Here is a 21,879-nt window from a genome sequence, read left to right as displayed (position 1 = left end):
TAAAGATATAATAAAGTTTAAAAAGTTTTATGGGACGACAAAATTGCAAATTAATATTTATACAATCTAAAAGTGATACTATGAGACAAGCTTAAAATATACGCTTGTCTTTCTAAATAGGGTTTCAAAGTTATATTTTAAATTACTAATTCAAAAACTTTTATACCCTCAAGAGTGAGACTAGCTCGAAGTCATTTTCACTATATTAGAATTGAAGGGACTGTAAATTAATTTATATCTATTAGAATTTCAAATAGATAAATAGAAATATATTTAACTCTTTACTATTAATATAAAGCATAATTAATATAAAAAATAGTCACTAAATTGTAAATTTTTTATTTAGTGATTTGAAGAGCGAGATTTTTATAAAAATTTAAAAAGGAATGGTGAGAAAATGTTTAAATGTGCAAATGATAATTCTGTAGATATTCCTGTAGAAGTATCATCTAGATATAAAGATTTTTATAAAAGAATAAATACATGCGGAAATTTTATGGGAGAAATTTCCAAGGAAATAGAATTACTTAAAAATGATACATGGTGTAGAGTACCATTTTGTAATACAGTAGAATCAGAAGCTTTAGGTGCCATTATAAAGCTTGCTGATGAAAATAATACTTCTAGAGTTTCAGATTATTTTATTAAAAATATAGATGAATTAAGCAAAATAACAGATATAGATTTTAATAGTGGGAGAATATCAGAGGTCTTAAATTCAATTGAGTTTTTAAGTTTAAAAGGTGAAGATGTTGTACTTATGGTAGAGGGGCCTATGACAATAGCCACTTCTTTAATGGACAGTTCATTATTTTATAAATCATATAGAAAAAACAAAGAAGAAATAATCAAATTTATGGAGTTAATAAAGAGAAATCTTATAATGTACATAAAAGAAGGAATAAAAAGAGGCGCAAAAATAATTTCCTATGCGGATCCTGTAGGAAATATAGATATAGTTGGACCAAAAGTTTATAAAGAACTAAGCGGTAAATTAACATTGGAAATAGTAAATGAGCTTAATGAAGAACTTGAAAAAAGCAATGTAATATTACATCTTTGTGGCAGAACATCTACATCACTAGAAGAAACTAATATGGCTAGGTTTAATGAAGTAGAAGTAGCGGAGGATACCTATGGAGAAGCTTTAAAAACATTTTTAAAAAGTGATAAGTCAAAAGTTTTAGGACATTGGTGTGTAAAAAGAACATCATTAAAGAAAGCTGACAACAAAATAATAGTTATGGAGCTTTAAAATAAACTGCTTGCTAAATTAAATTATTTAAATAATTCCTGTTTATTGATGAAAGAAAAAAGTTTTTTTATTATTTAACTTACATAGTAAATTAGTTTAAAACAATATAAAAACGTAGTTTTTAGGTATTTCTATTTTTAGATATTAGGAACAAAGTGAGTATTAGCTACCATAACTTTTCACTCTTCACTCTTACTTTTTAATTGGTTCTAAATATAAAAATGGGAATAACTTGTAATTGCAAAATTATCATTTGATAAAGTTATTATTTAAAATTTCAACCCTATATTCATACCAAGATTGAAACTTCACCTACAAGAAAAATGTTACTTTGTAGATGAGGTTTTATTTTTGTAAAAATAATGAGTTTAAGAAATAATATAAGATGCAATCAATGATTTAAGTTTATACAAACCATTGAAAAATAGTTCTTTCTTAAAATTTTAAGAGGGATATTATGAGCAAAGTAGAATTTAAATAAGATAAATACATTTTAAATTTTGAATTGTGTAAGGAGATTGTTATGTATATAGTAAATTATACTTCAGATGATTTTAATGAAAAGGTAGGGAAAATAAAAACAGTTATAATACCAATAGGCTCTGTAGAAGCTCATGGTCATCATTTACCATTAGGAACAGATATTTTTTCACCAAGAGTGTTTTGTGAAAAAATAGATAAATCAATAGGTGATAAAATTTGGATTGCACCAGAAATACCTTATGGACAAAGTTATGATTTATCAATATATAGTGGAACAATAGATATACCATCAGATGTTATGGCAGAATATGTTTATCATATAGGAAAAAGTTTTTATAATCAAGGTATAAAAAATATAGTATTTTTCAATGGTCATGGTGGAAATATAACAGCTTTAAATTTGGCTAGTGAAAAGTTAGTAAGAATTGGTGCAACTGCAATGAATATAAATTGGTGGATGGATTATTCAAGTGAAATACTTACTATAACAAGTGGACAGGGACATGGAGGAGAAGATGAAACCTCAGCTATACTTTATTATGATGAAAGTTTAGTTCAAATGGATAAAGCTACGAAAAACTCAAATAAAGCATTATATCCTGTCAAGTTTAAAGATAGAGGAAAAACTATTTTTAAAGATGCTATAACCGGAGATGCAACTTTAGCTACGAAAGAAAAAGGTGAAAAAATTATAAATAAAGTAGCAGAGAAAATAATAGAGAGAATAGAGCTTATGATTAATGAAATTTATTTTAAAGTAGAAGAATAAATTTTATCTATATAAGCATTACTATGAGGGAAAATGATGTTAGAAATAAAAGAAATTACTAACGAAGCAGCAGAGATAATTTATGATATACAACAAAAATCTTTTATACCATTACTAAATGTATAACATGATTACAATATGAATCCAGCAATGGAAAGTGTTTATACAATTAAAGAAAAAATTGATAGGGATAACACAATTGCATATATTTTTAAATTTAATGATATGAATATTGGGTGGGTTAGATTAACATATTTAGAAAGTGACATATGTAAAATTTCTGGTTTATCTGTAATTCCAGAATATCAGAATAGGGGAATTGCTCAGGAAGTATTAAAAATACTAGAAGAAAAGCATAATAAAATACTCAAATGGGTTTTGGATATAATATATGAGGAAAAAGGCAATTGTCATTTGTATGAGAAGTTAGGATATATTAAAGTGGGAGAAATCAAAAAAGTAAATGAAAACATGTCTATTATTAATTATGAAAAGTATATAAATTAATTTATAAGTTGTATGTGTAATTTTAATTTAGGTATTTAATATATTTAAATTAAAAGGAGTGAATTACAATGATAAAGGGATATGCAAGTTTAAAAGATACAAAATCATATTTTGAAAATAGAAATATAAATACTGAGAAAATAAGAAAAACACCTTGGTTTTACACATTGCCAATGGCTATAGGAACTTATCTTGGAAATACTTCAAAAGAACATTCTAATCTTTATATCGATAGCATAATTTATGGACTTATTAATGGAGTTAATTACATTGATACAGCATGTATTTATAGAGAAATGGAGTCGGAAAGAAATATTGGCAATGCATTAAATTTTGTAATTAATGAAAAGAAAATTTTAAAAAGAAATGAAATAGTAATATCATCTAAAGCTGGAATTATAGATAATGACTTTAAATTAAATATTGCACCAAAAGAATATATAAATAGTATTTTATTAAAAAAAGAAAAGATAAAAAGAGAAAAGCAAATTATTGAAGATGAAGAAGTGATTTATTCAATAGATGTTAAATTACATGAATTTTCAATAAAAAATAGCAGAAAAAATTTAGGATTAAACACTATTGATGTTATGTATATTCATAATCCAGAGCGTGTAAAAATGGAGATTGGAGAAAAAAACTTTTTTGATGCTTTGAAGAATTTAATAAAATTTTATGAAGGAGAAGTAAAAAAAGGTCATATAAGATTTTACGGTATGGCAACTTGGTATGCATTTAGAGTTAGTGAGGATAATCCAATGTATATATCTTTAGAAAAGGTTATAAAGTTGGCAGAAGAAATAGGAGGAAAAGATCATCATTTTAGATTTGTTCAAATGCCATATAATATGAAGGATAATACAGCTAAAACTAAAAAAACTCAAAAAGTTAAAAATGAATACTTAAGTGCCATAGATGCAGCTAATAAACTTGAGTTAAAAGTTACTATAAGTGCACCATTAAATCAATGCAATGATTTTAAAACTGGAGAATTTAATAGTAAGGAGCTTATAAAGTATGTTGTAGAAACTAAAGGTGTATATGCAGCGATGATAGGTAGTAAAAAAAGAGAAAACTTAATAAAAAACTTAGGGACTATTTTAGATTAGATAAATAGTAATTTACTATTAATGTAAAAAATAAGAGTGAATATTTAAATTTTTATTTGCTAAATTTAGGATATAATTTTTTACTAAATAGAAATTTTATTAAAAAATAATGGTTGAAGATATATGAGTTAAATATCTTCAACCATTATTTCTATTTTTACACAGTATTGATTTTCATCTTTAGTAGTAAGTTCATTTAAAGGATATTCTTCATAGGCATTACTACAAATGCGTAAATTATTTTCTTTAATAAAGGTAAATAGTTTTTCATAAAGATTGTCAGATTCACCATAAGCACATCTGCCATAGAATACAGCATATTTTCCTTTTAATTTATATGTATTTTGGTCATTCTTAACTTTAAAATAGTAGTTCATTACAGATAAAGATTTTCCTGATTCAATGTTTTGGATGTCAATAATAGCACCAAGCGGATAACCTACATCAATTCCATTTTCAGCAGCAAAATTATAAAATGAAATAGCAGAATCATCTTGAAAATCTTTAGAAATTATTGGACCTAAAAAAATTGGATCTTCATTTTTGTATTCAATATGTATAGTATTTTCAGCATATTTTATAGCATCCTCTGCCATATCTACATACAATTGCATAATTTCTAGAATACGTTTAAGCTTTTTTATTTCCTTCAAAATACGCTTTTTTTGTGAACTAAACAAATCAAACATTTTTTCTGGAGTACGTACATCTATATATTTTTTTATTTCTTCTATGCTAATTCCAATTTCCCTAAGAGAAATAATTAAATATGCTGTAGTAAGCTGACTTCTAGCATAATAACGATAACCATTTTCACCACGAAACTCTGGTGAGAGTAATCCAATTTGATCATAGTACCTTAAATTTTCACGCTTAATACCAGTTAGACAAGAAAATTCTTTTATTGGCATATAAGATATATCTTTCATGATAGCCTCCAAATTTTTAATAAATTATTGACATTAAAGTTACTTTAAGGTCTATAATACCACTTGACATAAAATTTTACAAAGTTATTTACATACAGGGAGGTAAAATATGAAGTATTTAAAACTATTCCTAAAAGAAAGAAAAGGTAAATTGGGAATAACATTAATAATGCTTTTAGGACAAGTAGTAGGAACATTACTTATTCCATTTCTTATAGCAGGAATTGTAGACAATGGAATTTTGAAAGGAGATATGAATGAAATTCTTCGTATAGGAATTCAAATGATAATAGTTCTTTTAATAACAACAGTATCAGCTGTCTTAGGAAGTTACTATTCTGCTGATTTAGCAGCAGTCTTGGGCTATTACATGAGAGATAAGATTTTTCATAAGAGTCAAGAATTATCTATTCATGAATTTGACACCATTGGTGTTTCTTCTATGATTACACGTACCACTTCAGACATTTCTAATTTACAACAGACTTTTGGATTGGTATTGCAACTTATAGTTCCAGCACCACTTATTATTGGTGTGTCTATTATTATGACAGCATATACTAATATTACTTTAGCAGTAATACTAATTTTATCTGTAATAATATTTATATTTTTTGCTGTGTTAATATTAAAAAAATCAATTTATATTTCTAAGCGAATTCAAACTAAATTAGATAATATTAATCAAGTAATAAGGGAATCTATTACTGGAATTCGTGTTATCCGTGCTTTTGGAAATGAAAAATATGAGGAAGATAGAGAAAGCAAAGCTTTTAAAGATTATGCTATAGATATGATAAAACTAAATAAACTATTTGCTATATTGAATCCTACAATATGGATTATGATGGGGCTGTCTGTGGCACTTATAGTTTGGATGGGTGGAACTTTTTCTATGAAAGGTACAATGGAAATTGGACAAATAACGGCAGTCACTGAATATGCCATTATTACACTCAGCTATTTAATATTGGCTACAACAACAAGTGTTACTTTACCTAAAATGAAATCTTGTCTTGATCGTATAGAAGAAGTCTTGGAGATTAATCCAGAGATTAAAGATTTAAACATAGAAAAAGAGGCAGTAAAAAATAACCCTGCAGTTGTTGAATTTGAAAATGTATCTTTCTTTTATCACGGAGCAGAAGAACCTGTTATAAAAAATCTATCATTTTCATGTAATAAAGGTGAAACAACAGCAATTATTGGAAGTACAGGTTCTGGTAAAAGTACTATTGCTAATCTTCTTTTAAGATTACATGATATAGATGAAGGACAGATTTGTATAAATGGAGTAGATATAAGATGCCTTTCACAAAAAGAATTAAGATATAAAATTGGATACGTTCCTCAAAAAGCATTCTTATTTAGTGGAACAATTGAAAACAATTTAAAAATGGGAGATAAAGATGCAACTAAAGAAGATATAAAAAGAGCATTAAGCATTTCTCAAGCAGATTCTTTTGTAGACAAATTATCTATGGGATTAGATTCAGAAGTTTCTCAAGGTGGATCTAATTTTTCGGGAGGACAGAAACAAAGATTAGCTATTGCAAGGGCACTTATAAGGAAAGTACCAGTTTATATTTTTGATGATAGCTTTTCCGCATTAGATTTAAAAACAGATTCAGCACTTCGTAAATCACTTAAAGAAAATATGACAGATGCAGTTAAGATAATAATTGCTCAAAGAGTAAGTACAATTATGGATGCAGATCAAATCATTGTGTTAGATGAAGGCAAATTAGTTGGTATTGGAAAACATAATGAACTAATAAAAAACTGTTCTGTATACAGGGCAATTGCTAAAAGTCAAATGAATATAAAGGAGGTTTGATTTTATGAAGAAAAATAAGAAAAAGGATGCAATAATAATTAATAATGATGTTCCTAAAAATGCTAAAAAGACTATTAGAAGACTATTAATACGATTAAAACCACAAAATAAAAAATTAATAGTTGTAGGTATATCTTCATTACTAAGTAGTGCATCTTATGCAGTTATACCACTTATGATTGGAGTAGCTATTAATAATTTAGTAAGTGCAATTAGTAAATTTGATGGATCTGTAAGTATATTATCAGCAGTTACAAATGCATTAGCTATGCCAGTTTTTATGTTAGTACTAATATCTATTGTTAGTAGTTTACTTTCGTATGTTCAGCAATACATAATAGCTAGTATTGGTGAAAATTTAACTTTATCACTTCGTAAAGAGATTAGCGAGAAAATAAACAAACTTCCACTAAAATATTTTGATTCGCATAAAACAGGCGATGTTATGAGTAGGGTAACAACTGATCTTGAAAAAGTATCATTAGTAATGCAGGTCGGATTTATGCAGTTTATATCTTCTTGCTTTACAATTATTTTTACAATCGTTAGTATGCTTGTATTAAATATAAAGTTATCTTTATTAATCTTTGCATTTATTGGAATTAGCGCTATTGCAACAAATTATGTATCAAGGCTAAGTCAACGTTATTATGCTGAAAATTTTGCTGCTATGGGTGATTTAAGTGGAAAAATTGAAGAAGTATATTCAGGTAATCGTATTATAAAAGTTTTTAATCAACAAGAAGATATAATTGAAGAAGTTTCAAGGCTTAATAAAAAGCAATTTGAAGCAAATAGAAAGGCACAGTTTGTTGATTTTGCTATATATCCAATTATTAGATTTTTAAGCCAATTAGGTTTTGTAGTAACAGCTATTATAGGTGGAATAATGACACTTAATGGGCAGATTTCATTAGGTGGAATTCAAGCATTTCTACAATATGTAAATCAAGTTTCTGAACCCGTGACTCAAGCTTCATATGTTATTATGTCGTTACAATCTGCCATTGCAGGAGCTGAGAGAGTTTTTAAATTACTAGATGAAGAAGAAGAAATTGTAGATAGTAATAATAATGTACTTCCAGAGTTTAAGGGTAAAGTAACATTTGAAAATGTAAAATTTGGTTACACAGAAAATAAAACTTTAATAAAAAATCTAAATTTAGAAGTAAAACCTAATGAAATGGTAGCTATTGTTGGACCAACAGGTGGCGGAAAAACTACATTAATTAACTTGATTATGCGTTTTTATGAATTGAATGGAGGTTCTATATCAATTGACAATGTTAATATTAAGGAATTTTCTAGAAGTGCAGTACGTAAAGAAATTGGTATGGTACTTCAGGATACATGGTTATTTAAAGGTACAATAGCTGAAAATATTGCTTATGGTAAGATGGATGCATCAAGGGAGGAAATTATAACTGCTGCAAAAGCAGCTTGTTGTGATCACTTTATTCGTACACTACCAGAAGGATATGATACTATAATTTCTAGTGAAACATCTAATGTTTCTCAAGGACAAATGCAGCTTTTAACTATTGCTCGTGCAATGCTAACTGATCCAACAATTATGATATTAGATGAAGCTACTTCAAGTGTAGATACAAGAACGGAAGTAGAAATTCAAAAAGCATTATCACGACTTATGAAAAATAGGACAAGTTTTATCATAGCACACAGATTATCAACTATTCAAAATGCAGATATGATTTTGGTTGTTAAAGATGGAGATATTATAGAAAAAGGAAATCATGAAAGTCTTCTAGAACAAAATGGTTTTTATTCTTCTCTTTATTATAGTCAATTTGAAGCAGCCAATTAGAAAAACTTATCATACATAATATAGAAATAGTAGATTTAAAACAAATATAACATAATACTATAAAGGTTTGTAGTTGATTAGAAATTAGGAAATTACCATCAAGGTAAAAGGTAAGAGTGAAAAGTTAATAAATAAATTATTATAATACCGTATTATTCATAATTGAATTTTACGGTATTTTTTATTTCGTAATATTACTATATTGTTTTTATTCTCCATTTTAATTCAAATCAGAGACCACCAAGGTTAAAACCTCAGCTACAAGGAAAAAATTTAAATTTTCTCATTCATACGTAGGCCAGGTTTCAACATTGCAAAACTATATTATGCTTAAAAAGCGACGTAACTAATTAAATTTAGAATCATAAATAATGTATTTACAAAATGTATTATTATTGAATTCTGTAATAAGATAATTTTAAGCGAAAAAATTTGTATTATAGATATAGATAAATGAGAAATTATTTGAAAGATTATTTATATAATTGTACATATAGTAATTCAGTATTTAGTAAAAAGAAAAAAATTGCTTTTAAAAAAAAACTCTTGTTTGTGACGTTGCGTTATATATTAAAATGTAAAAAAGGAGGTAGGATAAACAAATGATAAAAGACGAATTTCTAATGGTTGGAGAACTTGCAAAGAAAATGGGAGTAAGTGTTCGTACTCTGCAATACTACGATAAGGAAGGGCTTTTAAAACCTTCTGCCATCAGTGAGGGTGGAAGACGCTTATACTCTTGTAAAGACATTATAAGACTTCATCAGATATTATCTTTCAAATATTTAGGGTTTTCATTAAAGGAAATTAAAAGCAAGATATTTTTTCTTGATACACCACAAGAAGTTGCAAATGTTTTAGAATTTCAAATGAAATCTGTAGAAAGTCAGATTGAAGCTCTTAAAAAGGTAAATGATATCCTCAGTTCATTACAAACTGAAATCTCAAAAACAGGAAAAGTAGATTTCGTAAAGTATTCAGAAATTATTGAAATGATGAGAGTTAAAAATGATGGATATTGGGTTTGGAAAAACTTTGATGACACTATAAAAGAACATATTAAAAATCGATTTGCAGATAATCATGATATAGGTATCAAGATTTATGAAACGTATAAAAGTGTTTTAGATGAATCTCTTGAACTTAAAAATAGAGGTATATCTCCTGAAAGCGAAGAAGGTATTGCAGTAGCTCAAAAATGGTGGAATATGATTATGGAATTTACAGGAGGAGATATGAGCTTACTTCCTGAACTTGAAAAATTTAACCAAAATAAAGAAAATTGGGATAGTAATTTGGCGGATAAACAAAAAGAAGTAGATTCTTTTTTAGAATCTGCGCTTAGTTGTTATCTATCAAAACTTAATTTAGAGATATAAAGGAGATATTTATTATATGTTAAAAGAAAGAAGTAAATTCATTTTTAAAATTACGATAATTCACATAATAACGTATGTTGTTTGTGGAATTATATTTATGACATTGTTTGATTATCAGTCAACATTAGCACAAGCAGGTATGAGAGATACTAATAGTTTAATTGTAGGCTTAGCGCCTGTTTTTCAAATCGTTCGTGGTGCTTTATTTGGAATTGTTCTTTGGGTGTTTAGAAATTCTTTTATAAATAGTAAATATGGGTGGTTGATTATTTGGATGATGATTGTAATAGTAGGGTTAGTTAACACACCTTCAACAGCTCCTGGCTCAATTGAGTATTTTATCTATTATAAACCTGTGATCGAACCTTGGAATTTAGAGATTGGTGGTATGATTGAAATTTTGACGCAAACTTTTCTATTTAGTGTTATTTCTTTTAAATCAGTTTGTTTACGAACCAAATGAAGATATTATAAAGTTAGGTAAACTCCAATTTAGTAAATAGATTTAATGTAAGTTATAGCAAATAAAAATAAATAATCTTTTATAATACCGTATTATTCAGAAATGAGTTTACGGTATTTTTATGTATTAATATAAATATAAAATTATTTTATAATAAAAAGAACATATTTTAATTATTATAAATGAAATAAAAATTTCTTTATTTGTAGGCGAAAATTTAGCAAGGATATATTACCGCCAAGGTTAAAACCTCAGCTACAAGGAAAAAATTTAAATTTTCTCATTCATCCGTAGGTCAGGTTTTAACCTTGCAAAATGACATTATGATAAGAGTGCGAAGAGGTTAAGGAAGTTTTGTTTGTTGAAAATTGAACAGCATAATAATTACAATATATGCTACAATATAACATATAAAAGAAGTAATGAGAGGTAAGAGATATGGAGTTCGCTGGATGGTCATCATGGCAAGTTATAACATTAATCATCGCTATCTCTACAGCCATTGGATGTGGTGTAGGAGTTAGTAGGAAAAAGAAAAAATAGGTAATAATATTAAACTATTGTGAAAATACCGTATTATTCATAATTGAATTTTACGGTATTTTTTATTTCGTAATTCAAATATAAAATTACTTTATGATTAAAAGGCAATATTTTAATTATTATAAATGAAATAAGAATTCCTCATTTGTAGGCGAGAATTCATTCTTGTAAAACCACTAATTAGTTAAAAAATAAAAATTAAGAGTAAAAAGTTAATGAATAAATTCAGCAAAGATGAATTTAAATGCATTTAAAAAGAAATCCTTTAGGATTTCCACCTTAACTCTTCACTTTTCTCTCTTACTTCTTAACTTATATACAAATTCCTTTATTTGTAGTCGAGGTTTCAACTTTGCAAAACAAAATTATGATAAAAAAGCTATATTTTAATTTTGAATTTGAAACATTATAATTGAATATCCTTTTCAATTTCTTTAATTGTAAAATTATGATAGTATTTTAATAAGATAAGTGAGAGATTAAATAAGAGGTGAAAAGTTTGAAGAAAATAATGTTGATTGAAGATGATTTAGATGTTACTAGAGAGCTAGCGTTATCTTTAAGAAAATGGGGTTTTGAAGTAGAAACAATAGATCAGTTTAATAATATAGTAAAGGAATTCATAGAGAAAAAACCAAGTCTTGTATTGATGGATGTAAATTTGCCTTTTTATGATGGATTTTATTGGTGTGAAAAAATAAGAGAATTTTCTAAGGTACCAATAATATTTTTATCTTCAAGAGATTCCAATATGGATATTATTATGGGGATGAATAATGGTGGTGATGATTACATTACAAAGCCTTTTTCTATGGAGGTATTAATATCAAAAATTAATGCTTTATTACGTAGAAGCTACGATTATAGTGCATCAGATTCATTAATTTATTATGACAATGCAGTTTTAGATGTTGAAAAATGTATTTTTAGTTACATGGATAATAAAATAGAGCTTACAAAAAATGAAATGAAAATATTATCATTATTAATAAAGAACAAAGGTAAGGTAGTATCTAGAGAAAAGCTCATGATGAGCTTATGGAATGATGATGAATTTGTTAGTGATAATACTTTAACTGTGAACATTACAAGACTTAGAGGAAGAATAAGAGAGCTAGGTTTGGAGGATGTTATTAAAACTAAAAAAGGAATAGGGTATTTTATTCAATGAATTTAAAAAGATTTATTAAGGAAAATATAAAAAGTATATTTTTAAATATTAGTATATTAATTTTTATTAATAGCTATTTTTTAATATTAAATTTACTAAACAATAGAATGGAAGAGATATATTACTTAGATGCAATACTTATATTTATTTATATTTGTGTTTTTATAATGAAATATGTACGCTGGAAAGAAAGATTTAGTGAACTTTATGAAATTATAGAAGAAGATAATGATATTAATATAAGTAACATAAAGGGTTACTCATTAGAAGAAGAAATAATGGCTTACATAATTAATAAAAAAGATAACAATTATTCAAAAGTATTAGACATAAAAGATACACAAATCAAAGATATGGAAGAATATATTTCAAAATGGGTTCATGAAATAAAGCTACCTATTAGTGCCATATCAATGATTTTAGAACGGATTGATGATGCAGAAATTAGTACTGAAATTAAAAATGAAACTGAAAAAATAAATTTCTTAGTTAATTCAGTTATATATGGAAGTAGAGCAACAGCAGCTGCAGAAGATATTTTTATTTCAGAAGTAAAATTACAAGATGTAATAAAACAAGCTATAAAAAATAATGCCTTTATGTTAATAAGAAATAATATAGAAATAAAACTAGAGAATCTCGAACACTATATTTTTACAGATAAAAAATGGATATTATATGTTTTAGATCAACTTATCAATAATTCAATAAAGTATTCTAAGGAAAATGCTGAAATTAAATTTTATGGTGAGGAAAGTGATAAATATATATGTTTAAATATAAGAGATAATGGCATTGGAATTGCAACGGAAGATTTAGAAAGAATATTTAATAAAGGTTTTACAGGTACCAATGGTAGAAATACAAGATATAAATCAACAGGGATGGGACTGTATTTTTCCAAAAAGATTTTAAATAAACTAGGAAATTCATTTGAAGTTTACTCAGTGAAAAATGAATATACATTATTTAAAATTAAGTTTAATAAAATATCTGAATTTACTACTATTACAAAAATGTAACATTAGAAGTTTAAATGTAATGTTAAGCGAAGGATTAATTAGTAAAAAACCACTAAAATTAATTTATAACCTGATATATAGGGTTCCAAGCTGAAAAATGAAATTATTCAAATATTAAATGAGAATGGCGTGTTACAAGTTCATCTTCATAATTATTAGTTCCAAAACTTGGATACACTTAAGAGTGAGACTAGCTCGGAATCCTTTTAAAGTGAGTATTCCTTTTTAAAGTAATATGTTTACAGCTAAAAAAATAGTTTTGAATTCGAGCTTGTTTCCCTATAGTTCAGGAAAGTAAAAATTAGATTTTGGAGGGGGATTTTGATGAGAGAAATATTAAAATTAAACAATTTATCAAAGGATTATGGAATTAAAGGCTTTAAGACTAGAGTTTTAAATAACATATCTTTATCTGTTAATGAGGGAGAATTTTTGTCTATAATGGGTCCATCAGGTGCAGGTAAAACTACACTTCTAAATTTATTATCTACACTAGATAAGCCAAGTAAAGGTGAAATACTTTTAGATGGAATTGATCTTAATAAGGTAAGAGATAAAGAATTATCTAATATTAGAAAAGAAAAAATAGGATTTATTTTTCAAGATTACAGTCTGTTAGATAATATGACACTAATGGATAATATAGCGCTTCCATTGGCTTTAGGAAGAAAGAAAACCAAAGATATAGAAGAAAAAGTTAATAAGATAGCTGATGTTTTTGGACTTAAAGAGCATCTTAAGAAATATCCATATGAGCTGTCAGGAGGACAAAAGCAAAGAGGGGCTGCAGCAAGGGCATTAATTACAGAGCCAAGGGTTATTTTTGCAGATGAACCAACAGGGGCACTAGACTCTAAGTCTTCTACAGATTTGTTAGAATGTTTAAAGAGAGTAAATGAAGAAAATAATGCAACCATAATAATGGTTACTCATGATGCTATTAGTGCAAGTTATTCTAAAAAAGTATATATGCTTAGTGATGGAGAAATTAAATGTCAAATAAATAAAGGTAATGATAGAAAAGAGTTTTATGGTAAAATAATTGATTTGTTAGCAACTTTAGGAGGTGCTAAATAATGAATGTATTTTTCATAGCATTTAATACCTTCAAAAATAATATAAAAACATATTCAATGTTTTTTATATCAATGATATTTTCCGTAATTGTATTAAGTAATTTTTTAATACTTATGGATAGTGAATCATTAAAAGTTTTAGGAGATGCTAATGCCAGCTATACTAAAATGATATTACAAATGATAAGTATAATTTTAGGATTGTTTATACTTTTCTTTATATGGTATGTGTCTAATATATTTTTAAAAAATAGAAAAAAAGAAATAGGTCTTTTTATATTTATGGGAGTAGATTTAAAAACTATAGGTAAAATATATTTTACAGAAATGATGTTAATTGGCATATCAGCCAGTATAATCGGAATTGGTGTTGGAGCATTATTTTCCAAGCTTTTTCAAATGATAGTATTTGTATTTGCAGGCTTTAATATAGATGTGAAATTTGCTATTACTTCTAAATCTGTGATAAGTACATTTATAATATTTATGGCAATATTCTTATTAATGAGCATTAAAGGATTTGTCAATATTTCAAGGAGCAAGGTAATTGAGCTTTTGAATAATAGTAGAAAAACAGAAAAGATGCCTAAAATAACAATTTGTACTTATATAATTGCAATGCTATCTATAGGTTGTATTACATGTGGATATTATTTAGTATTTGCGTCTGAAATGAATGCCTTTAAAACTTTAATTTTAGTTTGTATAGGTACTTATGGATTATTTTATGCTGCTATTCCAGCAGTTCTTAATTTTCTAACTAATAATAAAAATATATTATATAAGGGAGAAAACATACTAACTATTAATAGTTTAGCATATAGAGTTAAGAAGAATTACACTACATATGCTACAATAGGGATTTTAACAGCATGTACAGTTACTGTTTTAGGTACCTCAGTATCTATGAGAAAGCTTTATACAATGAGTGAGCAAAATGATCAGCTGTTTACAATGTCTTTTTATTCTCAAAATAAAATAGATACAGCAAATATAAGTGAAAATATTACTAAGGTATTAGGTGAAAAGAAATTTGATTTAAATACTGATGTATTAATGGTTAATGATACATTAGAAAATCCAGAACAAGAATATATAGTGATGTCTTATGATGAGTTTACAGGTATTTTGAAAACTAATGGATATGAAAAAGACTTAGAAAAGATTAATGAAAATATGGTTAAAGAAAACAATGTCATTTACATTGAAAACCCTAACACATTGGTAAGCTTAATTAAGCCCAATAAACTAACTATTGCTGATAAAATTTTTGAAATTAGTGAAGGTGATACAAGATTTAAGGTTTTAGGTTCATTAATTAAATCAAGAACAATTGTTGTTAATAATGAAGAATATGAAAAACTTAATAATGTTGGACAAAGGGTTAATTTTTATGGAATTAAGGTTAAAGATGATTCAAATATTTTAAATGAAAATATTATTAATGAATTAGATCAAGGATTAGGTAAATATGTAAATGATAATATTAATTTTCAAATTGGTAAATATAAAACTCAAAGTGTTGAATGGTTGAAGCTTGTTTATGCTATTGGAGCATTTTTATTTTTGGTATTTGTACTTGCAGAAGCTAGTATTATTTACATTAAGATATATAGTGATGCAACAGAAGATAAGGATAAATATAAAATTTTAAAAGATATAGGAGCATCAAAAAAAGATTTAGGAAGAGCTATTAGAAAAGAAGTAAAATTATTTTATATTCTCCCATTGTCTATAGGATTGCTTCATAGTTTCTTTGCAACACACGTTTTGGGAAACTTTTTATCAGAAAATTTAAATATAATCTTTATAATAAGTACAATAGTATCAGTAACTATATTTTTAGTTAGTGCAATTATATCAATTAAAAGCTTTAGAAAAATTGTTAATGTTTAATAATAAAAGGAGCATATTTTAATTATATGTTCTTTATTTTTATCTATAAATAATAGTAAATTGAATCATATTGAATACAAGGAGAAATAGGTGTTATGAAAAAAAGAACAAAACACTCTAAGATATGGTATATAGTGTTTGCACTGTTAGGAGTAATGGTTTTAGCAACGCTTATATTTATGCACTTCGGTGGGTTTAATACAGGAAAAAATATAAATCCTGAAGAGTTTGTGAAATATACACAATCTGTGGAGGATATTACAATACCAGAAAGCACCAAAATAATAGCATTAGGAGAGGCTACACACGGAAATATAGAATTTCAACAGCTTAAGCTTGATGTATTCAAACAAATGGTAGAAAAGTATGACGTGAAAGCATTTTTGATTGAGGGTGACTATGGTGGCTGTGAACAAGTAAATCGATACATACATGGTGGAGAAGGAACAGCTCAAGAAGCAGCGGCAGCCATTGGTTTTGCAATATATCGCACAGATGAAATGGCCAAGCTTATTTCATATATGAAACAGTATAATGAAAGTGCTGCTGAAGGTGAAGATCTTCGCTTTTACGGATTTGATATGCAAAGAACATCTTATAGTTTTCAATTTTTAAATGAAGCCTGCAAAGAACTTGGGGTAGATAATACTATTTTACAAAAACTCATGGAATGTGAAGACTGGAGTGGTGAATGTGATTATCTTAGTCGAATAGAAATCATAAACCAAGTTAAAAATGAACTTAATGGCAAGAAAGATTCTACTAAAGCAATACATTTTGCAGATATGCTATTACAATATTGTGAATTTCAAATGATGAAAGACACAGATAGTAGCACATTAAGAGATAGATTTATGGCTGAAAATGTAAAGTGGATATTACAGCAAGAGCAAAAGATGGGTTGTAAGCGTATCTTTATTACAGGGCATAACTGTCATGTTGCTAAATGGGGCAGCTTTGATTCCATGGGCAAGTTGCTTTCAAATGAATTAGATAATGGTTACTATGTAATAGGTACAGATTTTTATAAGACTCGTTGTAATATGCCGATAAAATCATCTAAAAGGCGTACTAGTGAAGTATTTTATTCTCATAATCCATTAGCTAAAACAGCAAAAATGGCTGGGGTAGATATTTGTTGGTTGGACTTTGCAAATGTAAGGGAAAACTCAGAACTAGCTGAATTAATTTCACAATACAACTATATGGGTACTCTTGGAGAAGGTTACTCTTGGTTTATGCGTCTTCTTCCTCCGAGTTACCGAATGTTTCAACCTCCTGCCGTACTTTACGATAGTATGATATTTGTAACAAATGCAAACCCAACTAAAATAATCACAGAAAAATAAGTAGGAATTTGTATGTGAGTTAAGAATTAAGAGAGAAAAGTGAAGAGTGAAGGTGGAAATCCCTAAGGGGATTTCTTTCAATTTATATAATGATAAATTATGAATAATTTTAAGTTTTAAAGTCTTAAGTTGGTATTAAATATATATTGAAAAACCGCAATATTAAGAATTCGATGTTGAGGTTTTTATGTCCTAATGTGATTAAAAGGCGATATTTTAATTATTATAAATGAAATAAAAATTCCTTTATTTGTAGGCGAGAATTCATTCTTGCATAACGTTATTTACATTACTTTTAAATTTGTAATCTGTTAGGGACTGACTTTACTTTCTTAGATAAGTATATTATTTAAAAGGGTAATAAATTATGAAAAGGTGATTGCTATATGAGATGTCTGTCCTTCTTGTTTATTGGTATATTTAAGGATGAAACCAATAAAATTTAGCAAGGATATATTACCGCCAAGGTTAAAACCTCAGCTACAAGAGAAAAAATAAATTTTCTCATTTATCCGTAGGCGAGGTTTCAACCTTGTAAAATATGTTATTATTAATTCATGAGAGTTTTTTTGTCTTTATATAAAAAATATTTATTGATAACAAAAATGAGCAAATAAATCTTTTTAATAATTATTTCAACACTAATTATTTTATAGGTTATGTAACTAAACTAGATGACAAAATTGTAGCTTTAAGTCTTGGTATGAAAAAGCCTTGGATTGAAGGTCTTGAATACTATATAGATTAATTTTGTGTTTCCTATGAAATGCAAGGAAAGGGTGTTGGAAGCTGGTTTATAAATAAAATATTTAATGATATATTAGTTTCTGGTAAATAGTAAAAAAATTCTTTAAATTAAATAAATAATAAAGACAAATATACAATTTATGTAGGGGGTTTAGATTATGGATATAAGATTAGGGGAAAAGAAAGATTATTTGCAATTGGCAGAATTGAAATGGCTTCATATGGAAGATGATGATATAACTTATAATGAGGATAACTTGAAGGGAATAGACAAAGAACAGTTTATTTCTGATTTTATATCTTTTCTAGAAGGTGACAATAACTATAAAATATTTGTTGCAGAAGAAGATGATGTAATAATATCAGCAATGTATTTATGCATTATACCTAAATTACCTAAAGCAAATAGAAATTCTGAAAGTATAGCATATTTAACTAGTGTTTATACACGAAAAGATTATAGAAACAAAAATGTTGGAACAAAATTGATAACATACATAAAAGAGTATGCTTGTGATAAGAAGTGTGAATTATTATTTGTTTGGCCAAGTGAAAAATCTGTGAAATGGTATTGTAGAAATGGTTTTTCATCTAAAAATGAAATATTAGAATGTGTATTAAGAGAAGAATAATTTTTATTCCAAGAAAAAGGTTTTTCAATTGATAAAAATGTTATTTTGAATTTGAGCTTTGAACGCTATATAGGAATACAAGTTAAAAAATGAAATTATTCAAATATTAAATGAGAATAGTGTTACTCCAAGAAACAGATTTTTCAAGTGAGAAAGATATTATTTTAAATTTGAACTTGGAAGCCTATAGGAATGTGAATTTAGAATTGTATAAAAAGTATAAAAATATACATCGTTAAAAGATAAAAAATAATTAATAGAATCCAAAGTTTTATAGTGTATTCATTTAAAATAATGAATAAATAATTATAGTACAAGTAAATGAAAAATATGAATTTGAAAGGGTGAGTGATATGGCATCAAGTAAAGAATATTTGGAGTTTATTTTAGGTCAATTATCTACACTTGAGGATATAACATACAAAGCAATGATGGGAGAATTTATTATCTACTATCGAGGGAAGATTGTAGGTGGAATATATGATGATAGATTATTGGTAAAGCCTGTTAAGTCAGCAATTACATATATACATACAACATCTTATGAATTGCCATATGAGGGTGCTAAAGAAATGTTATTGGTTGACGAAGTTGATGATAAAGAATACTTATCAGGTTTGTTTGAAGTTATGTATGATGAATTGCCAGCACAGAAACTTAAAAAGAAGAAATAGCAACTTCCAATTTACATATGAGGTTATTGGTATAATTTACATTAAGTGGGTTTTGTATAAAAATAGCGTATCATAAGTAAGGTTATGTTTAATCAATGTTTTACGATAAATTGAAAATGAAGGATAAATGGGAATTTTGAGAGCAGGTACTTTATTAGTTATTTATAGAGTCGTGATTGAGTTGTTGGAGGAAATATGGAAAAGGAAATCATTAATAAAATAAAAGTAGAGATTAGAAACAGATGTGATAGTCCAGATAATTTCTTTGGAGTTGGTAGTTATGAACATATAGAAAGTGTTGCTAAACATGCTGTTGAACTTGCCAATTATTATGATGCAGACATTGAGGTATGTGAGATTGCAGGATGGCTACATGATATTGCATCTATTACAGATTATAGTTTGTATGAGGAGCATCATATACATGGTGCAAATATAGCAGAAGAAATTCTTCAATCTTATAATTATCCAAAAGATAAAATCGAATTAGTTAAACTATGTATATTAAATCATAGAGGAAGTGTACCAAAAGAGAAAACAACAAAAGAAGAGATATGTGTGGCAGATGCTGATGCCATTTCACACTATGATACACTACCATCACTATTCTATTTAGCATTTGTTCAAAGAAAACTTGATATTGATGAAGGTATTACTTTTGTTAAAAGCAAACTTGATAGAAGTTACAATAAAATGTCTAATGAGAGTAAAGAATATTATAAAAACAGAAGAGAATTAATATTATCTATATTAGAGTAATGTAATAATGACTATTAATCAAATTTCAATCTATATAAAGATGGACTATGAATAATTATAAGTTTTAAAGTCTTAAGTTGGTATTAAAGATATATTGAAAAACCGCAATATTGCGGTTTTTTATGTCGTAATATGATTATTAGACGACGTAACTATTGAAATCTGAAATAAGAATAATGTTCTTTGAAAATTGAATAATGCGGTGTTTACAAAATATGCTATAATAAATTCATAATAATAAGATAAAGTGAAGTAAAAATTATTTGTCTGATACATGCAGATAAATAGGAATTTGGAAGGATAATTACAGATGGTAGATTTAAGAAATGAGATAGCAGAAGCAATCGGAATTATAGTTCCTAATACTATATCTAATGTTGAGTATAGAATACTGGAATCCACAAAGGAAGAAGGATATAAAAGACAATTAATTGAGTATGATTCTTATGGAGACAAAGTTATTGCTTTTTTGTTACAACCAGAAATACTTGATAAAAATCCAGCTATTCTCATCAATCACCAACATAACAGAGAACATCATTTAGGAAAAAGTGAAGTATGCGGTTTGGGTGGAAATCCTTTGCAAGCTTTTGGCCCTGAATTGGCGAAAAGGGGATTTGTTGTGTTAGCTCCTGACTCAATATGCTTTGAGGAAAGACGCCAAAATCCTCATGTGGAGGGTTTTGACTTTTGGCAGCATTTTAACGAAATGTGCTATCGTATAATAAAAGGCGATTATTTGATGAAAAAAGTACTATATGATGCCATTAATGGGATAACATTGCTTTCTAATCTTACTTATGTTGATAATGAAAAAATTGGCACACTGGGACATTCATATGGGGGGAATACGGTCTTATTTCTTTCTGCGTTAGATGACCGAATAGCTTTTAGTTGTGCAAGCGGTAGTGCTTGTACTTATGAAAATCGCATTATAAATAATGTTGGAATTGAAATGGCGAGTGTACTTCCAAACTTCCACGGCAAATACGATATATATGATTTGGTATCTTGTATTGCACCAAGACGACTGCTTATTGTTTCTGCGGAAGATGATAAATATTCAAAAGATGCTTCATATATCGTTGAAAAAGCCAGCTCAACCTATTTAGAATATGATGCCTTACAAAACCTGCACCACAAGAGATACCCAGGTGGTCATGGATTGACGAAAGAACGATTCGATTTTATTATAGAGTGGCTTGATTCAAATGCGAAACATTTTGTAGTGTAAGCATAATGATAAACTAACAAATTTCAATTTGTAGAGTAGAGTTTGTGAACAATTTTAAAATATTATGAAAAAAAATTAAATATTGAATCTTCTAAATACCGTACCATTCAAAAATGAATTTGCGGTATTTTTTATGTCGTATTTCAAATATAAAATTACTGTATTATATAAAGCAAAATAAGTATTAAAATTTGTTATTTTAAAATTGAATAGCACAGTA

General features: G+C 27.1%; 18 protein-coding genes. 17 read left to right on the top strand and 1 reads right to left on the bottom strand.

Annotated features, from left to right (window positions below; genetic code table 11):
- Positions 1-397 precede the first annotated feature (397 nt).
- From BN346_RS04750 to BN346_RS04735, 4 genes are all read left to right on the top strand, one after another.
- Entirely contained in the window at positions 398-1,255 is an 858-nt protein-coding gene (locus BN346_RS04750) for a uroporphyrinogen decarboxylase family protein (RefSeq protein WP_034440018.1), read from the top strand.
- 523 nt (positions 1,256-1,778) lie between these two features.
- Complete coding sequence (locus BN346_RS04745) at positions 1,779-2,507, top strand: creatininase family protein (protein ID WP_034440016.1); 729 nt, start codon at positions 1,779-1,781, stop codon at positions 2,505-2,507.
- A 150-nt stretch (positions 2,508-2,657) separates the two neighbouring features.
- A complete protein-coding gene (locus BN346_RS04740; RefSeq protein WP_158644449.1) occupies positions 2,658-3,014 on the top strand; it encodes a GNAT family N-acetyltransferase in 357 nt (118 codons plus the stop codon).
- A 68-nt stretch (positions 3,015-3,082) separates the two neighbouring features.
- The gene (locus tag BN346_RS04735; protein WP_034440012.1) at positions 3,083-4,123 is read left to right on the top strand and encodes an aldo/keto reductase; all 1,041 of its coding nucleotides are present in this window, start codon (positions 3,083-3,085) and stop codon (positions 4,121-4,123) included.
- A 128-nt stretch (positions 4,124-4,251) separates the two neighbouring features.
- Here BN346_RS04735 and BN346_RS04730 read toward each other — a convergent pair whose 3' ends face one another.
- A complete protein-coding gene (locus BN346_RS04730; RefSeq protein ID WP_242838393.1) occupies positions 4,252-5,064 on the bottom strand; it encodes a MerR family transcriptional regulator in 813 nt (270 codons plus the stop codon).
- Positions 5,065-5,161: 97 nt separating this feature from the next.
- Here BN346_RS04730 and BN346_RS04725 point away from each other — a divergent pair, with 97 nt between their 5' ends.
- The 13 genes from BN346_RS04725 (at position 5,162) to BN346_RS04665 (ending at position 21,659) form a co-directional block, all read left to right on the top strand.
- On the top strand, positions 5,162-6,889 hold the full coding sequence (locus BN346_RS04725; RefSeq protein ID WP_034440010.1) for an ABC transporter ATP-binding protein: 1,728 nt from the start codon (positions 5,162-5,164) through the stop codon (positions 6,887-6,889).
- A 4-nt stretch (positions 6,890-6,893) separates the two neighbouring features.
- Positions 6,894-8,714 (top strand): ABC transporter ATP-binding protein, encoded by a 1,821-nt coding sequence (locus BN346_RS04720; RefSeq protein ID WP_034440009.1) that lies wholly within the window; start codon positions 6,894-6,896, stop codon positions 8,712-8,714.
- Between the two features lie 602 nt (positions 8,715-9,316).
- Positions 9,317-10,093 carry a MerR family transcriptional regulator gene (locus BN346_RS04715; RefSeq protein ID WP_034440007.1) on the top strand — a complete coding sequence of 259 codons (777 nt, stop codon included), beginning with the start codon at positions 9,317-9,319 and terminating at the stop codon, positions 10,091-10,093.
- A gap of 16 nt (positions 10,094-10,109) precedes the next feature.
- The gene (locus tag BN346_RS04710) at positions 10,110-10,556 is read left to right on the top strand and encodes a hypothetical protein (protein ID WP_034440005.1); all 447 of its coding nucleotides are present in this window, start codon (positions 10,110-10,112) and stop codon (positions 10,554-10,556) included.
- 1,042 nt (positions 10,557-11,598) lie between these two features.
- Positions 11,599-12,270, top strand: coding sequence for a response regulator transcription factor (locus BN346_RS04705; RefSeq protein WP_034440003.1), 672 nt, complete (start codon positions 11,599-11,601; stop codon positions 12,268-12,270).
- Positions 12,267-13,292 carry a sensor histidine kinase gene (locus BN346_RS04700; RefSeq protein ID WP_034440001.1) on the top strand — a complete coding sequence of 342 codons (1,026 nt, stop codon included), beginning with the start codon at positions 12,267-12,269 and terminating at the stop codon, positions 13,290-13,292. Before BN346_RS04705 ends, BN346_RS04700 begins: the two co-directional genes overlap by 4 nt.
- 324 nt (positions 13,293-13,616) lie before the next feature.
- Positions 13,617-14,369, top strand: coding sequence for an ABC transporter ATP-binding protein (locus tag BN346_RS04695; protein ID WP_034440000.1), 753 nt, complete (start codon positions 13,617-13,619; stop codon positions 14,367-14,369).
- On the top strand, positions 14,369-16,264 hold the full coding sequence (locus BN346_RS04690) for an FtsX-like permease family protein (RefSeq protein WP_034439998.1): 1,896 nt from the start codon (positions 14,369-14,371) through the stop codon (positions 16,262-16,264). The genes BN346_RS04695 and BN346_RS04690 overlap by 1 nt, the downstream gene beginning before the upstream one ends.
- A 95-nt stretch (positions 16,265-16,359) precedes the next feature.
- On the top strand, positions 16,360-17,613 hold the full coding sequence (locus BN346_RS04685) for an erythromycin esterase family protein (protein ID WP_034439996.1): 1,254 nt from the start codon (positions 16,360-16,362) through the stop codon (positions 17,611-17,613).
- Between the two features lie 905 nt (positions 17,614-18,518).
- Positions 18,519-18,992 (top strand): GNAT family N-acetyltransferase, encoded by a 474-nt coding sequence (locus BN346_RS04680; RefSeq protein WP_034439994.1) that lies wholly within the window; start codon positions 18,519-18,521, stop codon positions 18,990-18,992.
- Positions 18,993-19,345: 353 nt separating this feature from the next.
- Positions 19,346-19,666: a TfoX/Sxy family protein gene (locus tag BN346_RS04675; protein WP_034439992.1), complete on the top strand. Its 321-nt coding sequence runs from the start codon at positions 19,346-19,348 to the stop codon at positions 19,664-19,666.
- A gap of 195 nt (positions 19,667-19,861) precedes the next feature.
- Positions 19,862-20,425, top strand: coding sequence for an HD domain-containing protein (locus BN346_RS04670; RefSeq protein ID WP_034439990.1), 564 nt, complete (start codon positions 19,862-19,864; stop codon positions 20,423-20,425).
- Between the two features lie 310 nt (positions 20,426-20,735).
- Positions 20,736-21,659, top strand: a complete 924-nt coding sequence (locus tag BN346_RS04665) for an alpha/beta hydrolase family protein (protein ID WP_034439988.1) — start codon at positions 20,736-20,738, stop codon at positions 21,657-21,659.
- Positions 21,660-21,879 lie beyond the last annotated feature (220 nt).

The sequence above is a fragment of the Clostridium ihumii AP5 genome, assembly GCF_000612845.1.
Classification (GTDB): Bacteria; Bacillota; Clostridia; order Clostridiales; family Clostridiaceae; genus Clostridium_J; species Clostridium_J ihumii.
Note: the sequence above shows the minus strand (reverse complement) of the source record. Positions and strands in the feature narration are given on the sequence as shown.

Excerpts from the sequence above, each read along its gene's own strand:
- BN346_RS04750 (WP_034440018.1), top strand. The coding sequence starts at position 398 with ATGTTTAAATGTGCAAATGATAATTCTGTAGATATTCCTGTAGAAGTA.
- BN346_RS04740 (WP_158644449.1), top strand. The coding sequence starts at position 2,658 with ATGGAAAGTGTTTATACAATTAAAGAAAAAATTGATAGGGATAACACA.
- BN346_RS04725 (WP_034440010.1), top strand. The coding sequence starts at position 5,162 with ATGAAGTATTTAAAACTATTCCTAAAAGAAAGAAAAGGTAAATTGGGA.
- BN346_RS04715 (WP_034440007.1), top strand. The coding sequence starts at position 9,317 with ATGATAAAAGACGAATTTCTAATGGTTGGAGAACTTGCAAAGAAAATG.
- BN346_RS04675 (WP_034439992.1), top strand. The coding sequence starts at position 19,346 with ATGGCATCAAGTAAAGAATATTTGGAGTTTATTTTAGGTCAATTATCT.
- BN346_RS04720 (WP_034440009.1), top strand. The coding sequence starts at position 6,894 with ATGAAGAAAAATAAGAAAAAGGATGCAATAATAATTAATAATGATGTT.
- BN346_RS04735 (WP_034440012.1), top strand. The coding sequence starts at position 3,083 with ATGATAAAGGGATATGCAAGTTTAAAAGATACAAAATCATATTTTGAA.
- BN346_RS04665 (WP_034439988.1), top strand. The coding sequence starts at position 20,736 with ATGGTAGATTTAAGAAATGAGATAGCAGAAGCAATCGGAATTATAGTT.
- BN346_RS04700 (WP_034440001.1), top strand. The coding sequence starts at position 12,267 with ATGAATTTAAAAAGATTTATTAAGGAAAATATAAAAAGTATATTTTTA.
- BN346_RS04690 (WP_034439998.1), top strand. The coding sequence starts at position 14,369 with ATGAATGTATTTTTCATAGCATTTAATACCTTCAAAAATAATATAAAA.
- BN346_RS04695 (WP_034440000.1), top strand. The coding sequence starts at position 13,617 with ATGAGAGAAATATTAAAATTAAACAATTTATCAAAGGATTATGGAATT.
- BN346_RS04670 (WP_034439990.1), top strand. The coding sequence starts at position 19,862 with ATGGAAAAGGAAATCATTAATAAAATAAAAGTAGAGATTAGAAACAGA.
- BN346_RS04710 (WP_034440005.1), top strand. The coding sequence starts at position 10,110 with ATGTTAAAAGAAAGAAGTAAATTCATTTTTAAAATTACGATAATTCAC.
- BN346_RS04745 (WP_034440016.1), top strand. The coding sequence starts at position 1,779 with ATGTATATAGTAAATTATACTTCAGATGATTTTAATGAAAAGGTAGGG.
- BN346_RS04680 (WP_034439994.1), top strand. The coding sequence starts at position 18,519 with ATGGATATAAGATTAGGGGAAAAGAAAGATTATTTGCAATTGGCAGAA.
- BN346_RS04685 (WP_034439996.1), top strand. The coding sequence starts at position 16,360 with ATGAAAAAAAGAACAAAACACTCTAAGATATGGTATATAGTGTTTGCA.